Source organism: Oceanihabitans sp. 2_MG-2023 (assembly GCF_030547245.1).
Classification (GTDB): Bacteria; Bacteroidota; Bacteroidia; order Flavobacteriales; family Flavobacteriaceae; genus Oceanihabitans.
In genome coordinates, this window is the sequence record NZ_JAUOQT010000012.1 from 20981 (window position 1) to 39130 (window position 18150).

The 18150-nt window shown below is 30.7% G+C and carries 11 protein-coding genes; 4 read left to right on the forward strand and 7 right to left on the reverse strand.

Translation table 11 applies throughout. From position 1 onward, the window contains the following. Positions 1 to 27 precede the first annotated feature (27 nt). From Q4512_RS15995 to Q4512_RS16020, 6 genes are all read right to left on the reverse strand, one after another. On the reverse strand, positions 28 to 2601 hold the full coding sequence (locus Q4512_RS15995) for a T9SS type A sorting domain-containing protein (protein WP_303426367.1): 2574 nt from the start codon (positions 2599 to 2601) through the stop codon (positions 28 to 30). Positions 2602 to 2795: 194 nt separating this feature from the next. Next, a complete protein-coding gene (locus Q4512_RS16000; RefSeq protein WP_303426369.1) occupies positions 2796 to 5699 on the reverse strand; it encodes a histidine kinase in 2904 nt (967 codons plus the stop codon). Between the two features lie 122 nt (positions 5700 to 5821). Beyond that, positions 5822 to 6574, reverse strand: coding sequence for a LytTR family DNA-binding domain-containing protein (locus Q4512_RS16005; protein ID WP_303426370.1), 753 nt, complete (start codon positions 6572 to 6574; stop codon positions 5822 to 5824). Between the two features lie 3 nt (positions 6575 to 6577). After that, complete coding sequence (locus Q4512_RS16010) at positions 6578 to 8566, reverse strand: histidine kinase (RefSeq protein WP_303426371.1); 1989 nt, start codon at positions 8564 to 8566, stop codon at positions 6578 to 6580. 92 nt (positions 8567 to 8658) lie between these two features. Next, positions 8659 to 9645, reverse strand: coding sequence for an FAD:protein FMN transferase (locus tag Q4512_RS16015; RefSeq protein ID WP_303426372.1), 987 nt, complete (start codon positions 9643 to 9645; stop codon positions 8659 to 8661). Positions 9646 to 9711: 66 nt separating this feature from the next. Beyond that, positions 9712 to 10089, reverse strand: coding sequence for a Na(+)-translocating NADH-quinone reductase subunit F (locus tag Q4512_RS16020; protein WP_303426373.1), 378 nt, complete (start codon positions 10087 to 10089; stop codon positions 9712 to 9714). A gap of 99 nt (positions 10090 to 10188) precedes the next feature. Between Q4512_RS16020 and Q4512_RS16025 the strand changes: the two genes are divergently transcribed. From Q4512_RS16025 to Q4512_RS16040, 4 genes are all read left to right on the forward strand, one after another. Beyond that, on the forward strand, positions 10189 to 11397 hold the full coding sequence (locus tag Q4512_RS16025) for a hypothetical protein (RefSeq protein ID WP_303426374.1): 1209 nt from the start codon (positions 10189 to 10191) through the stop codon (positions 11395 to 11397). Positions 11398 to 11486: 89 nt separating this feature from the next. Then, on the forward strand, positions 11487 to 12065 hold the full coding sequence (locus tag Q4512_RS16030; RefSeq protein ID WP_303426376.1) for an RNA polymerase sigma factor: 579 nt from the start codon (positions 11487 to 11489) through the stop codon (positions 12063 to 12065). A gap of 1 nt (position 12066) precedes the next feature. Beyond that, on the forward strand, positions 12067 to 12807 hold the full coding sequence (locus Q4512_RS16035; RefSeq protein WP_303426377.1) for a hypothetical protein: 741 nt from the start codon (positions 12067 to 12069) through the stop codon (positions 12805 to 12807). A gap of 11 nt (positions 12808 to 12818) precedes the next feature. Next, positions 12819 to 16046 (forward strand): CHAT domain-containing protein, encoded by a 3228-nt coding sequence (locus Q4512_RS16040; protein WP_303426379.1) that lies wholly within the window; start codon positions 12819 to 12821, stop codon positions 16044 to 16046. A gap of 69 nt (positions 16047 to 16115) precedes the next feature. Here Q4512_RS16040 and Q4512_RS16045 read toward each other — a convergent pair. Then, positions 16116 to 18150, reverse strand: a 2035-nt coding sequence (locus Q4512_RS16045; RefSeq protein WP_303426380.1) for an HYR domain-containing protein, incomplete at its 5' end; no start/stop codon positions are given.

Here is an 18150-nt window from a genome sequence, read left to right on the forward strand (position 1 = left end):
ATTTAAAACAATAATTAAAACTACAAACTACTGCTTCATAAAACGTTTAGTGGTTATACTTCCTGTTTCATCTTCAATGGTAATTAAATAGAGTCCGCTTTTTAAATTAGCGGTATTTAGGGATTTTGATGTTGTTTCTAAAACCTTTGCTCCTAGAACAGAATAAACAATTGCTTGCTTAAGGTTATTATTCATTTTAATATTTAAAATAGAGGTTGTTGGATTTGGATAAACCTTTATTTCTTTTTTATTTAACTGTAAATCATTAACTCCTAATGTTGCGCCAAACTCATAAACTCCCATATCTACAGTGGTATTAAACACACGATTATTCCCTAATAAATCCGAAACTATTCCTGCTGGTATTTTAGAATTATCTCCACTATCTACAGCCGGCGAACCTGATGTTAAAGTATAATCATTCGTCGATGCATTCATAAATAACGGATTTGCATTACTTGTATTGGTTTTACTTCCGCTAGGGATTGCTGAAAAATTTTGCTCATCAATAGAGTTTGAGACAGTAATAGAAGCAGGTAGTGTTTGGTATAACCCTGTAATTGATCTTGCAGTAACTCCTCCTGTAGTTTCATTATCATAAAAAATACTATTTGCAATAGTAGCATTTATAGTTCTTCCTGTTCCTGCTTCAGACAAACCAATAGTTGCTCTATTAAAATTATTCAAGCTGTTTGCTGTTCCGGTATCCACATTACCAACAAAAGTATTATTAACAAGCGTTGTATTTACTGTACTATTAGTTCCGTTTGCTCTTACCCACATAGAACTTCCTGAATTTGCCAAACTAGAACCATTATCCTCTGTTCTATTTTTTTCAAATAAGGAATTTGTTACACTAAAATTAATACTTGTACTTGCATTTCCTAACAAATAAATAGCGCCACCATTTCTAGCTAAATTTTCTGTAAACTCACAAGATTCAATATTTAATGTTGCTGCAAATGGAGTGGTCACTGGACGAGATATAGCTCCTCCTGATGCAAATGCCACATTATTTTTAATTTTACAATTTTTAATAGTAATTGTAATAGAGCTAGCTCCAAGTTCTATACCGGCTCCACTTGTTTGTGTTCCTGTACTATTTGCATAACCTCCTGTAATAGTTAATCTATCTAAAACAACATTACGTGTAAAGTTTGGTACTTGTACAACTTGATACGAATTATCTGCTTTTGTACTATTTGTATATGAAATTATGGCATCATCATTACCTAACAAATCTCCACTTAAAATAGTTTCGTTTGCTCCTATTACTCGCTGCCCTAATTGCGTTTCTGTTCCATCAAATCCTCCATATACTTTCACACCATTTCCTGGTCTAAAACCAACATCTCTTCTATCTGTTTTTGGCGTGTATGTACCTGCTGCAATCCAGACTTCTTCAGTATCTTGTGCAATATTTAAAGCTTCATATAAATTATTAAAAGCATTACTCCATGAAATACCATTATCACTTCCTGTTGCGTTTGCATCTACATAAATTCTTCCAATAGTTCTAGCGGTAGAAAACGTATATGCTTCTGACCAAGGTGTCGTATTACCTGCGCATTGTTGTCTAACATACACATTGTATTCTATAAATTCCTCTAAGCCTGCTAAAGCAGTTGTACCAGTTGTAATATTTGAAGCTAGGATAGCAGCACTGAAAGATTCGGAAGCTTTATGATATGCAATATCGTAGGTACCAGAATCTGAAATATTTATATCTGCACTTGTATTGGTAATATTAGCTGCAGATAAAATAGAAGGCGAAGGTTCAAAACAAAAATCTCCATAAGAAGCTATACTTTCTACTTCTGTTGCTGTTAGAATTCTATTATAAATTAATATATCATCAATAACACCTTCATATTTTTCACCAGCTGCAAGTAATTCGTTTGAAATGTTAGCTACATATATTGGTGTATTTACATCATGGCTTTGTGTAATATTTACAGCAAAAGTATCTGTTCCATTAGGACGAGTATTACTTGTTGTTTTAAGTACACCGTCTGCATAAAAATTGATAATAACATCAATATTATTTCTGTTTGGTGAAACATTTGTCAATATGGTTTGTACATCAAACACAATATGATGCCATTCGCCATCATTTAATCCTGGTTCATCATGCGAAAAAGTATACGCTTGGTTATATCCTCCTGTTCCTGCATAATACAATGAACTTCGAACTTCTAATCGAATATTATTATTTTCAACTGAAACAGACACACCATTCCATCCTCCGGATGTTGTATTTGTTCTATCGCTATCATCTAAAATAATTTGTCTTGTTGCTCCTGTATAAGATGTCTTAATCCAAAAACTATAAGATAAAGATTCACCAGTTCCAGTAAAATCAATATTAGGTCTATTTAGATAATCGCCATTAAGTGTGATTGCGTTTGTTGTAGAACCACCAAATCGGTTATTAACTTCGGTAAGTGCTGTTCCTGTTTGTGTAAAGTTTACACCTGCGGCACCATCTGCTAATACTGCACCATTTTGAAATTCATAGGCAGCAACTAATCCGTTAAACGGGAATTGAGCAAATGCAATACTTGTAATTAGTAGAAATAAGGGTAATAATTTTGATTTCATAATATATAGTTTATAGTTTATGAATCAAAACTACTTGTAAAGTCTATCTAAAAATAAAGCCAATTTCTGAAATGCTAGTTTCAACTTCTAAAACAAAAAAACCTGTAATAAAGACACTTAATGACTATTATTACAATCATTTTACACGATTTTATAAGTCTTATAAAATAAATGTTTCTATTTTTATTCCACTATTACTGTTCCGTAAACGGAATAATAACCTCTACTTGCGTACCTATTGGATGTTCATTATCAAACAAATCCATAATCGTTACACCTACCTGTTTTTCTTTTCCGTAGTTTAATAATGCTAAACGGTCTTGTGTTGCCTTTATAGCAAAAGGTGCATGTTTTTTCCCACCGTGAGCTTTAATTTTATTGGCTTGCTCTCGCCCAACTCCATTATCTATAATAATACACTTTATCGTTTTATCTTCTAAGTAGATATGGAAATTAATTTCTAGTTTCCGATCTGTTTTTCGGTGTAACAATCCATGTTTTAAAGCATTTTCTACATAAGGTTGAATTAACATGGTAGGAATATATACGCTATCCGATTTTAAATCTCCAGTGGAGCTAATATTATAATTTAATTTATCTTCAAAACGTAGTTTCTCTAATTCTAAATACATTTCTAAACAATTAATCTCTTCTTGTAATGTGATTTTTCCTTTTGTACTATGACTTAAATAAGTTCGTATTAAATCGGCAAATTTCCCTAAATACTCACTTGCTAATCTACTTTTATTTAAAACAATATAATCTTGAATAGAATTAAGTGCATTAAAAATAAAATGCGGATTCATTTGTGAACGTAAGTTTTCTAGTTTTAAAGCTATTAATTCGTTATCTAATGAAAGTTGTTTAATTTCTATTTGTTTGGATTTTTCTTTGTTTTTCAATTTCCTTTTAAAGTAAAAAACAATGAATCCTATAATAGACAAACTATAGAGTAAAATAAACCACCATTTTTTCCAAAAGGGTAATTTAATATGTAGTTTAATACTTTCGATTCCATTTTCACTAGCTGCATCACTATTGGTTGGCCGTACTTGAAAGGTATATTTTCCAGCAGGCAAACTACTATATTTCATGGCATTCACACCAATATCGGTGGTAATCCAATCGGCATTATAGCCTAATAAACGGTATTGATACGTTTTATTACTATTGTATAGAATACCATTCACATTAAACTCAAATTGTATGGAATTCTGATTGTAATCTAAATTGTAATCGGTTCCAATATCTACCGATTTTTCATTAATTTTTATATCATTAAAATAGATTTCTGGACAAGAAGTGGTTTTAAAAACTTTATCTTTATCAAAAGAAAATATACCGTTATTGGAAGACAAAACCACTTGGTTTTTTAAAATTTCAATACCCGATATTTTATAAGACAGTATCCCATCTGTTTTTGTCAGATTTTTAAAGGTCTTCAAATCGGTATTAAACATTTGCAAACCCTTTGGTGTTGCTATCCAAAGCGCATTTCCATCTCCTTTTAAAAATGTAATTTGATTAGACAGTAACCCTTTTTCAGTAGAATACCGTGCAATAACTTGATTATCTCTTATAGCAAAAATTCCATTTTTAAACGTACCAACCCAAACGATACCATTTGCAGTTTCGGAAATAGAAATAGCAGAAATTTCTTTGCCTTCATATTGTATTGTGGTTGCGTTATATGCATCGTCTAATACTAACAAATCATCTACAAAGCCAATAAAAGCAGTATTATTTTTAGGGCTGTAGTGTGTCGTATACACACGCTTATCATTAGAGAACTCCTTGATTACCCCAGAATGTTCATTTAAAAAAACCAACCGTACATACGTTCCATAGAGTGTGGTATACGCATTTAAACGAGAAAAACTTTTTACTCCTTTAAAGTGACCTTTTCTTGTTGCTTCTAAAGTGTTATTATCTACAAAATAAGTCCCATCATCTGTACTTACATAACTATATTTTTGTTTTGGATTATATTGTATTGCAGATACTTTATTATTTAAAAAATGGGAGAACTTATACTCCGAGTTATTTAAATTAAGAAAACCTACCTGTCCTACTTTAGTCCCAAAAAACACTACAGAATCATTGACTTTATTAATAGCCATGACATCGTTACTTTTTTCGGGCAACGCATATTTCACCACTGCTATGTTAGGTATTAAATAAATACCATTTGTGAGTGTTGTTACCCAATACGTATGGTCTTTATCTATAATTACATCGGTAACCACTTCCTCTTTTAAAATTTGCCTTTTTAATTGAAATTCCTTTAGATTCTTTTCATAAATAAAGATTCCCTTATTTGTCAAAACCCATAAATCATTTTGAATTACTTTGATTGAAATAATTCTTAGATCTTTTAAAAGCGCTAATCCTTTCACTAACTCCGTTGTGCCTGACGCTAAATTTGATCTTCTAAATGTATTTTGAAACTTAAATTGCTGCGACAAGAACAAGGTGCTGTCTAGTTTAAAAACAAGTGTTTTTCCTTGAGCGGTACTGGCCCCTTTATCATCTTTATAGTTAACATTAAGCAAAAACTTACGTTTCTCTTTTAAGTCTTCATCTAATATTACTATTGCTTTAAAATCAATTAAAACATAGAAGTCTTCTAATGGTATCAGTCTAACCCCTCCTTCTTTATTTATTTGTTTTAGAAGAATTCGCTTCGTAGTTAAATCTACAACATGTAAAGTTCTACCTGTAGTAATTAAAACCTTGTTATTATGTACTATATAATTTGCAAGTTGTCCTTTTAAATCCTCTTTTAAATCTAAAAAAGTGACCAATTTATTATTTTCAACATAAAAAAACTGACCAGAAATATTGGTACACCAAACACGCCCTTGTGGATCTTCTGTAAGTTGAAAAACGGACAGACCTCGTTTTTCTGCATTGGTATACTGCGTATAATTTTTACCGTCATAACGATACAAACCACTATCGCAGGCCAGCCAAATAAAACCTTTACTATCTTCTAAAATGCTATAAAATTCAACATCAGGTAAACCATCTTTTTCTGTAAGATGAATAGACACTGGTTCTTGTGCATGCAGTAAATAGAAGCACAATAGAAATAGCATTAAAAGTAGGTTTTTACTCAACATCTAGGAATTGTAGATAAAACTACAATAAAATATACTTTAATGTATCTATATAACTCAAAAAAAATCTAATTTAAGATCTTTATTTATGGTGAAAAAGTTTACCCTATATTCTGAACGATTGTCAAGAATTCTTCTTTTTTATCATTTGAAATGGATACGGTTTTATCATTTTCCATAATAATATACCCACCATCTTTTTTAATATATTCTTTGATATAGGAAAGGTTTATAAGGTGAGAACGGTGCGGTCTATAAAATATCTTTATCTCGTGAAGAATATTTACAAAGAATTTTAATGGTTTGCTTACCAAAATACTACCATGGGTCACGGTAGAAACATTAGTATACATACCATCTGCTTCTAGCATAATAATATCTGTAAAATCTACAAATTTAATTCCATCAGCGTTTGGCAATCCTATTTTTTTAAAATTAGAATCTTCCAAACTTGCTTTCAATTCTGTTAGGCGTTTATTGATTTGTGTATTTCCTAAAAAAGCAATTGCTTTATCTACTGCAGCCTTTACTTGACTTGGCCTTACGGGTTTTAACAAATAATCTATTGCCGAAAGCTGAAAGGCTTGTATCGCATATTCACTATACGCTGTTGTGAAAATGATTTCGAAATTATGTACTTCCTTTTCAATAAAATTTAGAATCTCAAGACCAGAATGTTCTGGCATTTCTATATCTAAAAAAACAATACTTGGCTGTTCTTTTTTTATAAGTGCTACACCGGAAAGCAAATCTTCTGCTTCAAAAATCTCTGTGATTTTCGGGCAGTTTTCTTCTACTAAAATATGTAGAACTTGTCTTGCTTTTTTCTCGTCGTCAATTATAAGTGCCTTCATCTGCTATAATTTATTTTTTAGAATTGGAATGTTTAATACTACTTTTGTCCCTATTGCTTTGCCTCCTTCTATGAGATCCATAATTTCTACACCAATCTTTTTTTCGCGACCGTAGTTTAACAAATCTAAACGTTCTGTGGTTGCCTTTAATGCGAAAGATTTATGCTGTGCTTCTCGTTTTTTATTAATTTCTTTAGATTTCTCTCTACCTATTCCATTATCTTTTATAATACACTCTATACTTTTATTGGTAGGTTTTCCTATGGAAACATTTAACTTTCTATTATCTTTTTTATGCAGTAAACCGTGCTTTAAAGCATTTTCTACATACGGTTGAATAAGCATGGTTGGAATTTTAATCATATCAGAATTTGCAGCTTCATCAACATGAAAAGTATATTCTAATTGTTCTTCGAAACGTAATTTTTCAAGCTCTAAATAGAGATTTAAATTATGTACTTCGTCTGGAATAGAAATAAAACCTGTATCACTAAAGTGAAGGTAATTACGAATTAAATCTGCAAATTTCCCTAAATAATCACTTGCTAGATTTTTTTTATTCAACACAATATAGTCTTGAATAGAATTTAGAGCATTAAATATAAAATGCGGATTCATCTGTGCTTTTAAAGCCTTTAATTCTGAATCTCTGTATTGTTTTTCTATTGCTAATCGTTTTTGCGTTTCTTTTAGTTCTATAGTTACTAACTCTGCTTTCTTTTTTGCTCTCAACCTACTAAAGTAAAAAACAGAAGCTAGTAGTAACAAACCTGCAACAGTTAAAGAGCCTATAAATAAATTTCTGTTTTTTTGACTTTCTAATTTGGTAATTGCGACTTGTTGTTCGGCTACTTCTTTTTCTCTTCTAGTTTTTTCTGTATCGTATTTGATTTCAATATCACTTATTACTTTTTTCTTCTCTATCCCCAAAACACTATCTCTTACGACAATTTCTTTTTCTAAGTAATACAAGGATTTTTTATAGTCTAATTTCTTTTCATATAGTTCTGAAAGGGCTCTGTAATTAACTTCTAGATTAGATAAATTTGGATGTTTTGAAGCAGATAAAATTGCCTCTACTTCTTTTAATTGTTGTTCGGCTAAATTATAATCACCTAATAACATGGTATTATTTCCAATATTTTGTTTGGTAGTAAGAACTCTAGTTTGATCTCCCATTTGTTCAAAAATAGGAAGTGATTTTTTAAAATACTCATTGGTTTTCTTATAATCTTCTTTTTCAATATAAATAGAACCTAAAACGGAATAAATCATTGCCTTTAAATAAGGTCTTTTTTCAATAGACTCTGCTTTTTTAGCATATTTTATTGCTTCTTCTGTTTCGTCTAATTGATATTTAACAGCTGCCATTTGCAAGCATACTTCCGACAAAAACACCTCATCTTCTTGTATTGTTGGATGGTTATAAAGAGATTCCATTACATCAAAAGATTTCACGTATTCTTCTATATTATAATATGTACCTGAAAGGTTATATTTGGTAATAAGATAATCCTTATCTCCTTCTCTTCCTTGTTCTTCATCCCTTTTTAATATTTCATGATACAGTTCTATCACTTTAGAAAATTCACCTTTAGACTCATAAGCACCAGCAATAGTTTCTTGAGAAATCCGTATTAGTCCAGGATTTTGTAATCTTTCTCCAATACTTAAAGCTTTTTTAGCATATATAAATGTAGAGTCTATATTACCTTGAATAGAATGATACAGTGCTTTTTCGTTAATCCATTTACCTTCTTGACTCTCTTCTTTATCTTCAATACTTTTATTAAGAAGTTTGTTTAAAACATACCAATGAACATCAGAATCTCTATGACGGTAATAGTTGATAAACGCTATAGACTTTTTTCTTTTTAGGCTATCCGTTTCTATTTTAGATAATACTTGCTCTAAACTGTCAATAACTTTTTGTTGCGAAAAACTATAATGGAAAAGAAATAGGATTAAAAATATTGGTAATATTTTTTTCATAAATTTGGTATTTAGTGTAAAAATGAAAAAAACATTATAATAACCACCTTTTCATTTGCTGAAATGTGGATTTGAGCTTTTAACACAAAAAATTATGCTTCTGGAAATCCGTTAAGGCTTAAGGTTTCCAATTCGTTGTTATTATTTTCAAAAACAATAAAAACTTTTAGTTCGGAATGGTTTTTTAAAAACGATTTTGTTTTTTCTATTCCCATTGCTTGAAAAGCAGTTGCATATGCATCTGCTTGAATGCAACTGGTAGCAACTACCGAAACACCTAATATGTTCGATTTACTTGGATATCCTGTTTTTGCATCTATAATATGCGCATAACGTTTACCGTTTTCATCTAACTTAAATTTCCTGTAAGTGCCAGAGGTTGCCATAGCAGATTCTTGCAAGGTAATTGCCTTTAAAACCGATTGGGTTCCATCAAAATTTGGTTTATCGATACCCACAGTCCATGCTGCATTTTTTTCTATATTTTTTCCTTTAGCACGAATTTCACCTCCAATTTCTACTAAATAATTAGTTACATTTTTACTTTCTAAAAAATCTGCAACTACATCTACTGCATACCCTTTAGCTATTGCATTAAAATCTATAAACGTATTCTTATATTTTTTAATTATTATTTGATCTGCAATATCAATATTCTTTAATCCTACAAACTGCATTAAGCTATCAATTTTAAGACTATCTAAACGTTCTATTTTCTTTTCTGGGCCAAATCCTAATGCATTTACAATGGTTCCTATAGTAGGATCGAAAACACCTTCTGTTTGACTATAGATTTGTTTAGAAACTTCTAGTACTTTTTTAAAATGCAAATCGATTTTGTTACTTTCATTTCTATTCAGTTTAGAAATATCAGAATTAGTTTGATAGGTAGACATCGATTTATTAATTACATAATATAAGCTATCTATTTGCTTTCCAAAATTAGTATCTACATCATAAATTATGGAATAGCTAGTACCAAAAACAGGACCAGAAATTTTGGTGTTTTTTGGTTCTTTTTTACAGGAAATCAATAATATGCTAAAAGAAAATGCTATTAATTTATACTTTAATTTCATTTGAAAAGTTTGATTGCCTTTGTGGAATTCCTCAAAAAGGAGCTTTTTTTAGTTAATTGTTATCTTTCAATTTAAATTTGTGTCCAGCACTTGAATACCATTATATTCAATTAAATATTCTTGATTTAAATACACCGGTAAATCTTCACTATTAGGATTACCAAGTCCAACACCTGCATACAATACTTTAGCATTTTTATTGGAGGCATGTTTTTTAAAAGTCTCCATCCAAACTATATCGTAGTTATTAGGGTTTTCTGGTAGTAGTACAGCACGAACAATTACAAAAAAGTATTGGCTATTTTTATCTATACAAACAAATTGCGGGTGTTTTTTAAGCGTACTATTTATTGCAACAAACTCGAAACCTCGTTTTTCTAAATCTTTACCAACGTGATTCATTGCTAAGTTATGTAACTCTTGTTTTGTAAGGGGTTTGTTCATACTGCAAAAATACTATAAATGTTTTACAGATGATGACATTTTAAAAATCTTTCGATGTAACTATAGAAGTAAGAAACAAATCCAATAAATATAAATATTATGAAACCAAACCATTTATTTTGCATCACAATCGCTATTTTACTTTGTTTTTCTTGCAAAAACAAGAAAACAAATGCTAATTCAGGATTTGACTTTCCGTTGGAAGATTATACACAAAACAATCAGCAACAAAGTAATAACATACAAAATACAAATTATACTAACAGTACAAATTGGCAACACAAAAGCCAGAAAATCAATAATAATCAACAACAAAAAAAAACCAATAAAAACGGCTTAAAACCATATAAAATCATAAGTCCACAATTTGGAATCCTATTTGGGATTCTACCAATTCCAAAATCCTGGAATGAAAAAAGCAAAAACCAAGAGAATATATTGTTTGAAAATGCTAGTGGTGTAAAAGTATATGGCGAACAATATTTTTCATTTTCGCATCACAATGACCCACAAAGAAATCAATTCTCAAAACAAAACGGAGCCAATGTGCAACCTCTAAAATCTTTAGATCGCGTTATAAACGAAGATTTTAAACCGTACTTTCAAAAGGAAGGTGCATCTTTTGTTAGACAATACCCATTACCACATTTAGCACAAAAAGACAAACTAATGGATAGTTATATATTTAAAGCTACCCCAGAAAACAAACAATACCAATGTATGGTAACAGAATGGAAAGATCAAAAAGGAAATCTATCTGTTGTCATTGTACGTTATTATGTTACACAATATCCACAAATTGGCGGAATGGGTTGGGGATATACAATCAATGCATTAGAAGCTCCTAAAAAGGTCTACGAAAATGCAAAACAAAATCTTATTTACGCTTTAATTAATTTACAAATCAACCCGCAATGGGTAAAAACAAACAACCAATACTATGCGCAAATGGCGCAGAAAAATAATACAGAACACCAAGCAAGAATGGCAGCTATTAAAGCAACTGGAAGAACAATTCGTCAAAACGCAAAAACATATAGTGATATGGCCGATAGCAGACATGAAAGTTGGAAAAAAAGAAATGCTATTTCTGATGCCGGACATGCCAATACTATAAATAGTATTTGGGAACGTAGCACTATGACAAATACAACAGGAGACATTTACCAAGTTGAAGGATACAATAACAATGTTTGGAAAAATGCTAACGACACCTATCTTGGAACAGATGATTATAATTATAATCCAAATATAGATAATACTGCAAACCATGAAAGCTGGGAACAGTTAGAACATGTAACCAATTAATACCCAGAATTTACCATTAAACTTAATAAAATACACTTTATCAAAAATGATATGAAATATTATAACTTTCTAGTATCTTTCCTATTAAGATGCAAAAAAGAAATACTAAAAATAATCATTCTGTAATTGAGTCTATTAAAAATAATGATTCCAATACGCTAAAGCAATTGTATCAATCCAACTACCCAAAAATTGAAGCTTATATTTTAAAAAACAATGGAAATAAAGAACACGCCAAAGATATTTTTCAAGAAGCATTTTTAAGTGTTTGGAAAAACGTTAAAAACGATAAATTTGAATCGCAAAATGATTCCGCTATTCATGGCTATCTCTACACCATTTCTAAAAACAAATGGTTAGATTATTTACGCTCTCAGCATCATAAAAAAACTGTTGTAGTCTCAAAAATCAATCATTTTGAAGCTGTAGACACAAATTTATATGAAAATGATGATGATATTTTAAAAGAAAAACGATTAGATAGTATAATGCATGCTTTTAAAGGTCTTGGTGGCTCGTGTAAAGCACTATTAAAGAAATTTTATTTTGAAAAGAAATCGATGATGATTATTGCTGAAGAATTACAATTAGACGCAGCATCTACTAGAAACAAAAAGTACAGATGTATGCAAAAATTACGAACATTAGCTTCAGAAAATAACAAATAGCATGAACCCAAATACAAACATCACAGAAAAAGAATTCGAAAACATAGAGCGTTACTTAAGTGGTTCCATGTCACCTGAAGCGCGTAAAGCATTGGAATTAAAATTAAAAAACAACAGTGCGTTATTACATTATTTTAATGAACACAAAATAATGCAAGAAGCTATAGAAACACAAAGCTTGAAGGAACAATTAGATATTTACCATAGTGGTATCTCTGCAGATAAAACGCTTAAAAACAACCACATTAAAGTTATTTCTTTTCCATTTAAAAAAATGATTGCAGCTGCAGTTTTAATTATAGCATTGGGAAGCTTTTGGTTTTTTAATTTGAGTTCTAATAATGAAAAATTATATACGCAATATTTTAAAGCAGATCCTGGTTTACCAACTACGATGGGAGAAACCAACAATTATGATTTTTATAATGCCATGGTTAACTACAAACAAGGTGACTATACTTTAGCAATCTCTAAATGGGAAAAACTTCTAAATACTAAACCAAAAAACGACACATTAAATTATTTTATTGGCGTTGCTCATTTAGCAAATAAAAATGAAAAGAAGGCTATTCTGTATTTAAGTAAAGTAACAAATAATACGCTTGGAAGCTTCACTAATGAAGCCTATTACTACTTAGGTTTAGCACATTTAAAAGCCGATAACATGGAACTTGCAAAAAAAAATCTTACCTTTAGTACTATTGATAATAGCAAAAAAATACTTTCTAAACTAAACAACTAAAACTTCACTTTATGAAGAAGTTCACTTGCTATTGCTTTGCTGTGGTATTATTTCACATTACTACAGTGCCTACTTATGCGCAAAAGGATTCCATCTCTAAGATCGATAAACTAAGAAAACTAGTTGATCAAAAAAAAATAGCCAAAGCTAAGGCAGAACTCTATCATCAAATAGAGCAATTTAAAGCTGTAAAACAATACGATTCACTTATAAACTATTATGAATTTATTGGCAGCTTTATTCTAGCAAATAATGATAAACAACTTGCGATTAAACGCTCTAAAGAATTTACTGAAGAATTACTAAAACAAAATGACCCATATATTTCATATAAAGCACTTACTGGATTGTCAGTTACGTATTCAGATGCAGGAGATTACTCTAAAGCATATGAAACAGTAACAGAAGCAATCCCTTTTGTCGCACAATTGCAAGAGAATAGACCTAAAGAAAAAGCAGAATTAGAATATGATCTTGGTTATTATTCTCTTCAATTAAGCAATTATCCATTATCTAAAAAACACTATTTAAAGAGCATAGAAGCACTTAAAAATGTAAAAAACATAGATTATGTAGCGTTACAAAGAACCTATAACAGCATAGGAATAGTATACTGGACTGAAGCCAAAATGGATAGTACTAAATATTATATGAATAAATCTTTAAATGCACTTCATAACGCACCAAAAGGAGACGACTTCATGAACGAGTATTATCGTCCAGCCCTATTACAAATCAATTTAGCCATAGTATCTCAAGCCATAGGTAAGAATAATGAAGCTATTAAATTTACAGAGAAAGCTATTTCCGATTTACAAAAATTCATAGATAATTCTATAGATGAACAACGTAAGTTGAGAGCTAAAAAAAGTAAACTCGCTGCTATTGATAATTTGGGCGTTTTTTATAATGAAATAGGTGAATTTAAAAGAGCTGAAGAACTTATAAACTACGCATTTAACATCAAGAAACAAGCATTTGGCGAGACAGATCCAAGTGTAAATATTTCAAAAATAATACTTGCTCAAGCTAAAATAAACACCAAAGATCTAGAAAATGCAGCAATACTTTTAGACCAAGCAATTGCTACAATAGAAAAAAACAAAAAAGCACAAACGTACTGGTTAGGTATAGCTTACATTTCTAGAGCTAGTGTTTATAAAGATTTAAAAGATTATACTAATGCAAGTTCTTATTACTTAAAAGGGGAACTTTTAAACAGAAAAGCTACTAACAATAACTTCTCTAAAGAAATGTTAGAAGAAATGGGAACCATGTCAGTTTTTCATGCAAAGCATGGAGATAAAACCAAGGCTTTGGCATTAGCAAAAGAAGCTTATACATTCACAAAAAAAGGAAGTTTTAAAAATACAGTTCGGGAATTTATTAGTACAACAAATCTAGCTAACACCTATTACATTCTTAAAAATTACGAAGAAGCAAAAAAATACAGTACTGCAGCTCTAGAGTTCGGCTTCGAAAATCCTAACTCGAATAATGCCTCAGATTCTATTTCAATACAATTTGAAAAACCTCGTGCAATATCCATAAACACACGCTCTAAGTATGCACTTTCTACAACGAAGGATGAAGCTTTCTTAAAGCATTTACTTCTTCAAATTGAAGAAGGAATAACCATACTAGACCAACGAAAAACAGTATTAAAATCACACAACGATATTACAACGCTAATGTCTCAAAATCAAGAGCTTTTTAATTTTGCAAAAAAAATAAGGTTAGAATTATTTGAAAAAACCAATAACAAACAATACCTAATGGATGTTATTAATCTTCATGAGTCTGGATTGTATAATCGTATTCGTTCCCGACTTAACCTAAGAGAAGACCTCGCTTTTTCTGGAATTTCAAAAACTATTTTGGAGCGAGAGGAAAAATTAAAAAACAATATTGCTGCTACTTTACAAACGAACAAGAACTCAAGTATTAGTGATTTCTTTAAAGCCTCAAAATCTTGGAGTTTTTTTTTAGACAGCCTTAAACAAGACTATCCAAAATATTACAAAATGCGTTATGCGACCATAGAAACTCCGTTAAGCAATCTTCAAAATAATATTCCAGAACAAACTACAGTCGTTAGATATTTAAACATAGATAAGAAGCTCTATGCTTTAATAGTAGATAAAACAACCTTTAATATAGTGAGATTAACCTCTAAAAACAATAGTAAACCTATTGCCTTTTTAGCTACAAACAAACTTGATTTGGATAGGACTTCGGAATCACTTTACATCTTATATCAAAATTTATGGAAACCAATCGAAGATAAGATTCATAATAAAAACATAATAATAATTCCGGATGGAGCACTTTTTAATCTAAGTTTTGAATCTTTAACCTCAAGTAAAGCAACTTCTTTTGAAACAATGGTAGAACATAGTTTATTATCTAAACACAATATATCTTATAACTATAGTCTATTCTTATTAAAGGAAAACCAGAAAACAACAGATTATTCTAGCGATTTTATTGCCTTTGCACCAGAATTTAATGATGAAATGAAGGACGATTATAGAATGACAATTACCGATTCTATGCATATGGACAAGGCATATTTAAAATTATTACCACAACCATTTAGCGCAGAATTGGTTAAAGAGCGTACAAAATTATTTAATGGCAAATCATTTTTAAACGAAAATGCTTCCAAACAAGTATTTGAAAATGAAGCCAAAGAACATAAAATCATACATATAGGCACACATGCAGAATCTAATAATATATCTCCCGAACTCTCTAGGTTAGTCTTTGCTAAAGATGCTTCAGGTGAAGATAATTCACTATACACCTATGAAATATACAATCAGAATTTATCCTCCAACCTGGCTGTATTAACAGCTTGCGAAACAGGTAAACCAACCTATCAATCTGGAGAAGGTATGATTTCATTAGCACATGCTTTTAATTACGCTGGAAGCGAAAGTATTTTAACTAGCCTATGGAAAATTGACGAACAATCTAGCATGAAAATTATTGATCTATTTTATAATAATATTTCTGAAGGAACTCCAAAACATGAGGCATTAAGACTTGCGAAACTGGATTATATTAAAATGGCTAATGGTCGTGCAAAACACCCACAATATTGGGCAGGATTAATTCTTATTGGAGATGCTAGCCCCATTGAAATTCAAACATCAAACCCTTTACGCTATCTATTATTAGGTGTTTTAGTACTTATACTACTTATTATTTTTATGAAACTTAGAAAGAAGGCATAAAAAAGGCTGTCAATTTTATGGACAGCCTTTTTAATTAACAACTAACTAAAATTAGTTTTAAACGATTATTTATTGTTTAATCAATCGTTTTACAATCGAGCCATGTGTGCCATTAATTTTTATAAAATACATACCACTAGTATAATTTTCTAGTGAAATTTCTATATCTAATGCCTTTCCTTTTACATCTATGGTTTTAATAACACTCCCTCTTACATCGATTAACATGACATCGATAAGTTCTAAACGATTAGAGTTACGCAAGATTACTTTATCTATAACTGGATTTGGAAATAGCTGAATATCATTTTCAGATAAAACATTGTCAGTGATACTTAGTGTAGTATCTTCTACTTTTACAAAAAAAGTACAGGTTTCTGTATTTCCGGAAGAATCTGTAATTAGATAACTAACATTATAATTACCGTCTTGTAAAATAGTACCAGGAACTGGTGTTTGCATTATGCTTGATACTTCACAATTATCGGAAACAGCAACTACGTTATCTAAATAATAATCTGGTAACGTTAATGGTCCATCACTAACTTCAACCAATCCATTAGGACAAACTATAGTGGGTTTAATAATATCTTCTACAGTAACCGTCGCTGGTGCAGATTGGCTATTACCATTAGAATCTAAAACTGTTAAATTTACTGTATTTGCACCTAAATTTGCGCAAGAAAAATTGGTGACATCAAGTACAAAACTTGAAATAGAACAATTATCTGAGGAACCATTATCTATTTCATCTTCTATAATCGAAGCGTTTCCTGTAGCATCCAATTGAACGGTTATATTTTGGGTTAACACTGTAGGACTTAAAGTATCTTCGACTATTACAATAGCGCTTGCATTACTCGTATTACCAGCTTCATCTGTTACAGATAAGCTTACGGTATTTGCACCTATATCTGCACATGTAAAATCACTACGATCTAATGCAAAAATTAAATTTGCAGAAATAGTACAGTTATCTGAAGAACCAGCGTCTATTTGAGACGACACTATAGAAACGTTACCCGTATTATCTAGTTGTACAGTAATATCTTGTGTTAGTACATCTGGAGGTAAAATATCTTCTTTATTAGAAATAGTTACTACCACATTTTTATCATCTGGATAAGTTATATCCATAGTATAATGCTTGCATCCAAAATCTGCATATATAGGTGTTGTAAAACTTTTAGTTGTAATTAATCCACTAACCGTAGCAACAGTAAAGGAATCACCTACATTAGCATCAAAACCCAATGTTACATTTAAATCTCCGTCAAAAACAACGTTTGTTCCAGTTATGTTTAATAAATCGTATTCTGTTCCTTGTATTAAACCGTCTAATTCAATATCTAACACAGAAGTTTCGGAAGACTTATAATCTCCTTGTACACTTAACGTTCCTGGAGACAATCCTGGAGCAAATGTTCCATTATTTGTATAATTACCAACAGTTGGAACATCTAAAATACCAACACCTTTAATCTTACCAGTAACTTCATTTGTAAACAACTGACTTCCTGTAAATTCAAGCTCTCCAGAAACTACTTCTATGGTACCAGAATTATTTAATTCGGTAGCAATTTGAACGATTCCCGTGGTAGTTGTTCTTTGTATTAAGCCAGCATTATTTACAACACCAGATGTTCCTGACCAACTAATATTCCCTGCATCTGCTTGCATATCAATAATTCCTTCTGTTGTATTGTTTAGCATACTTCCATTACCAACAATAAGTAAATCGCCATTATCAATAAATAAAAATGCACCTTGATTTTCGAGGGTTGTATCTCCAGAAACAAACTTATTTGAAGAACCGATAAGTTTCAAAACATTCCTATTTGTTAAAGTTCCTCCTCCGGACAAGGTTCCTGTTGTCCAATTAAAATTATCTGTTTCCGAAAAATTAAAAGCTGTATATGTTCCATCTACTACATTTACTATGCTATTCCAATTTAAATCACCATCGATAGTTCCTTCTAATGTTCCCGAAGGATTAATAGTAGTATCCCAATTCATACTTGCTCCTGCAAACACATTATAAGTACCATCTGTAAAATTTTTGCCTAATGTATTTTGAAAAGAAAGTGTACCCGATTCTACTTGA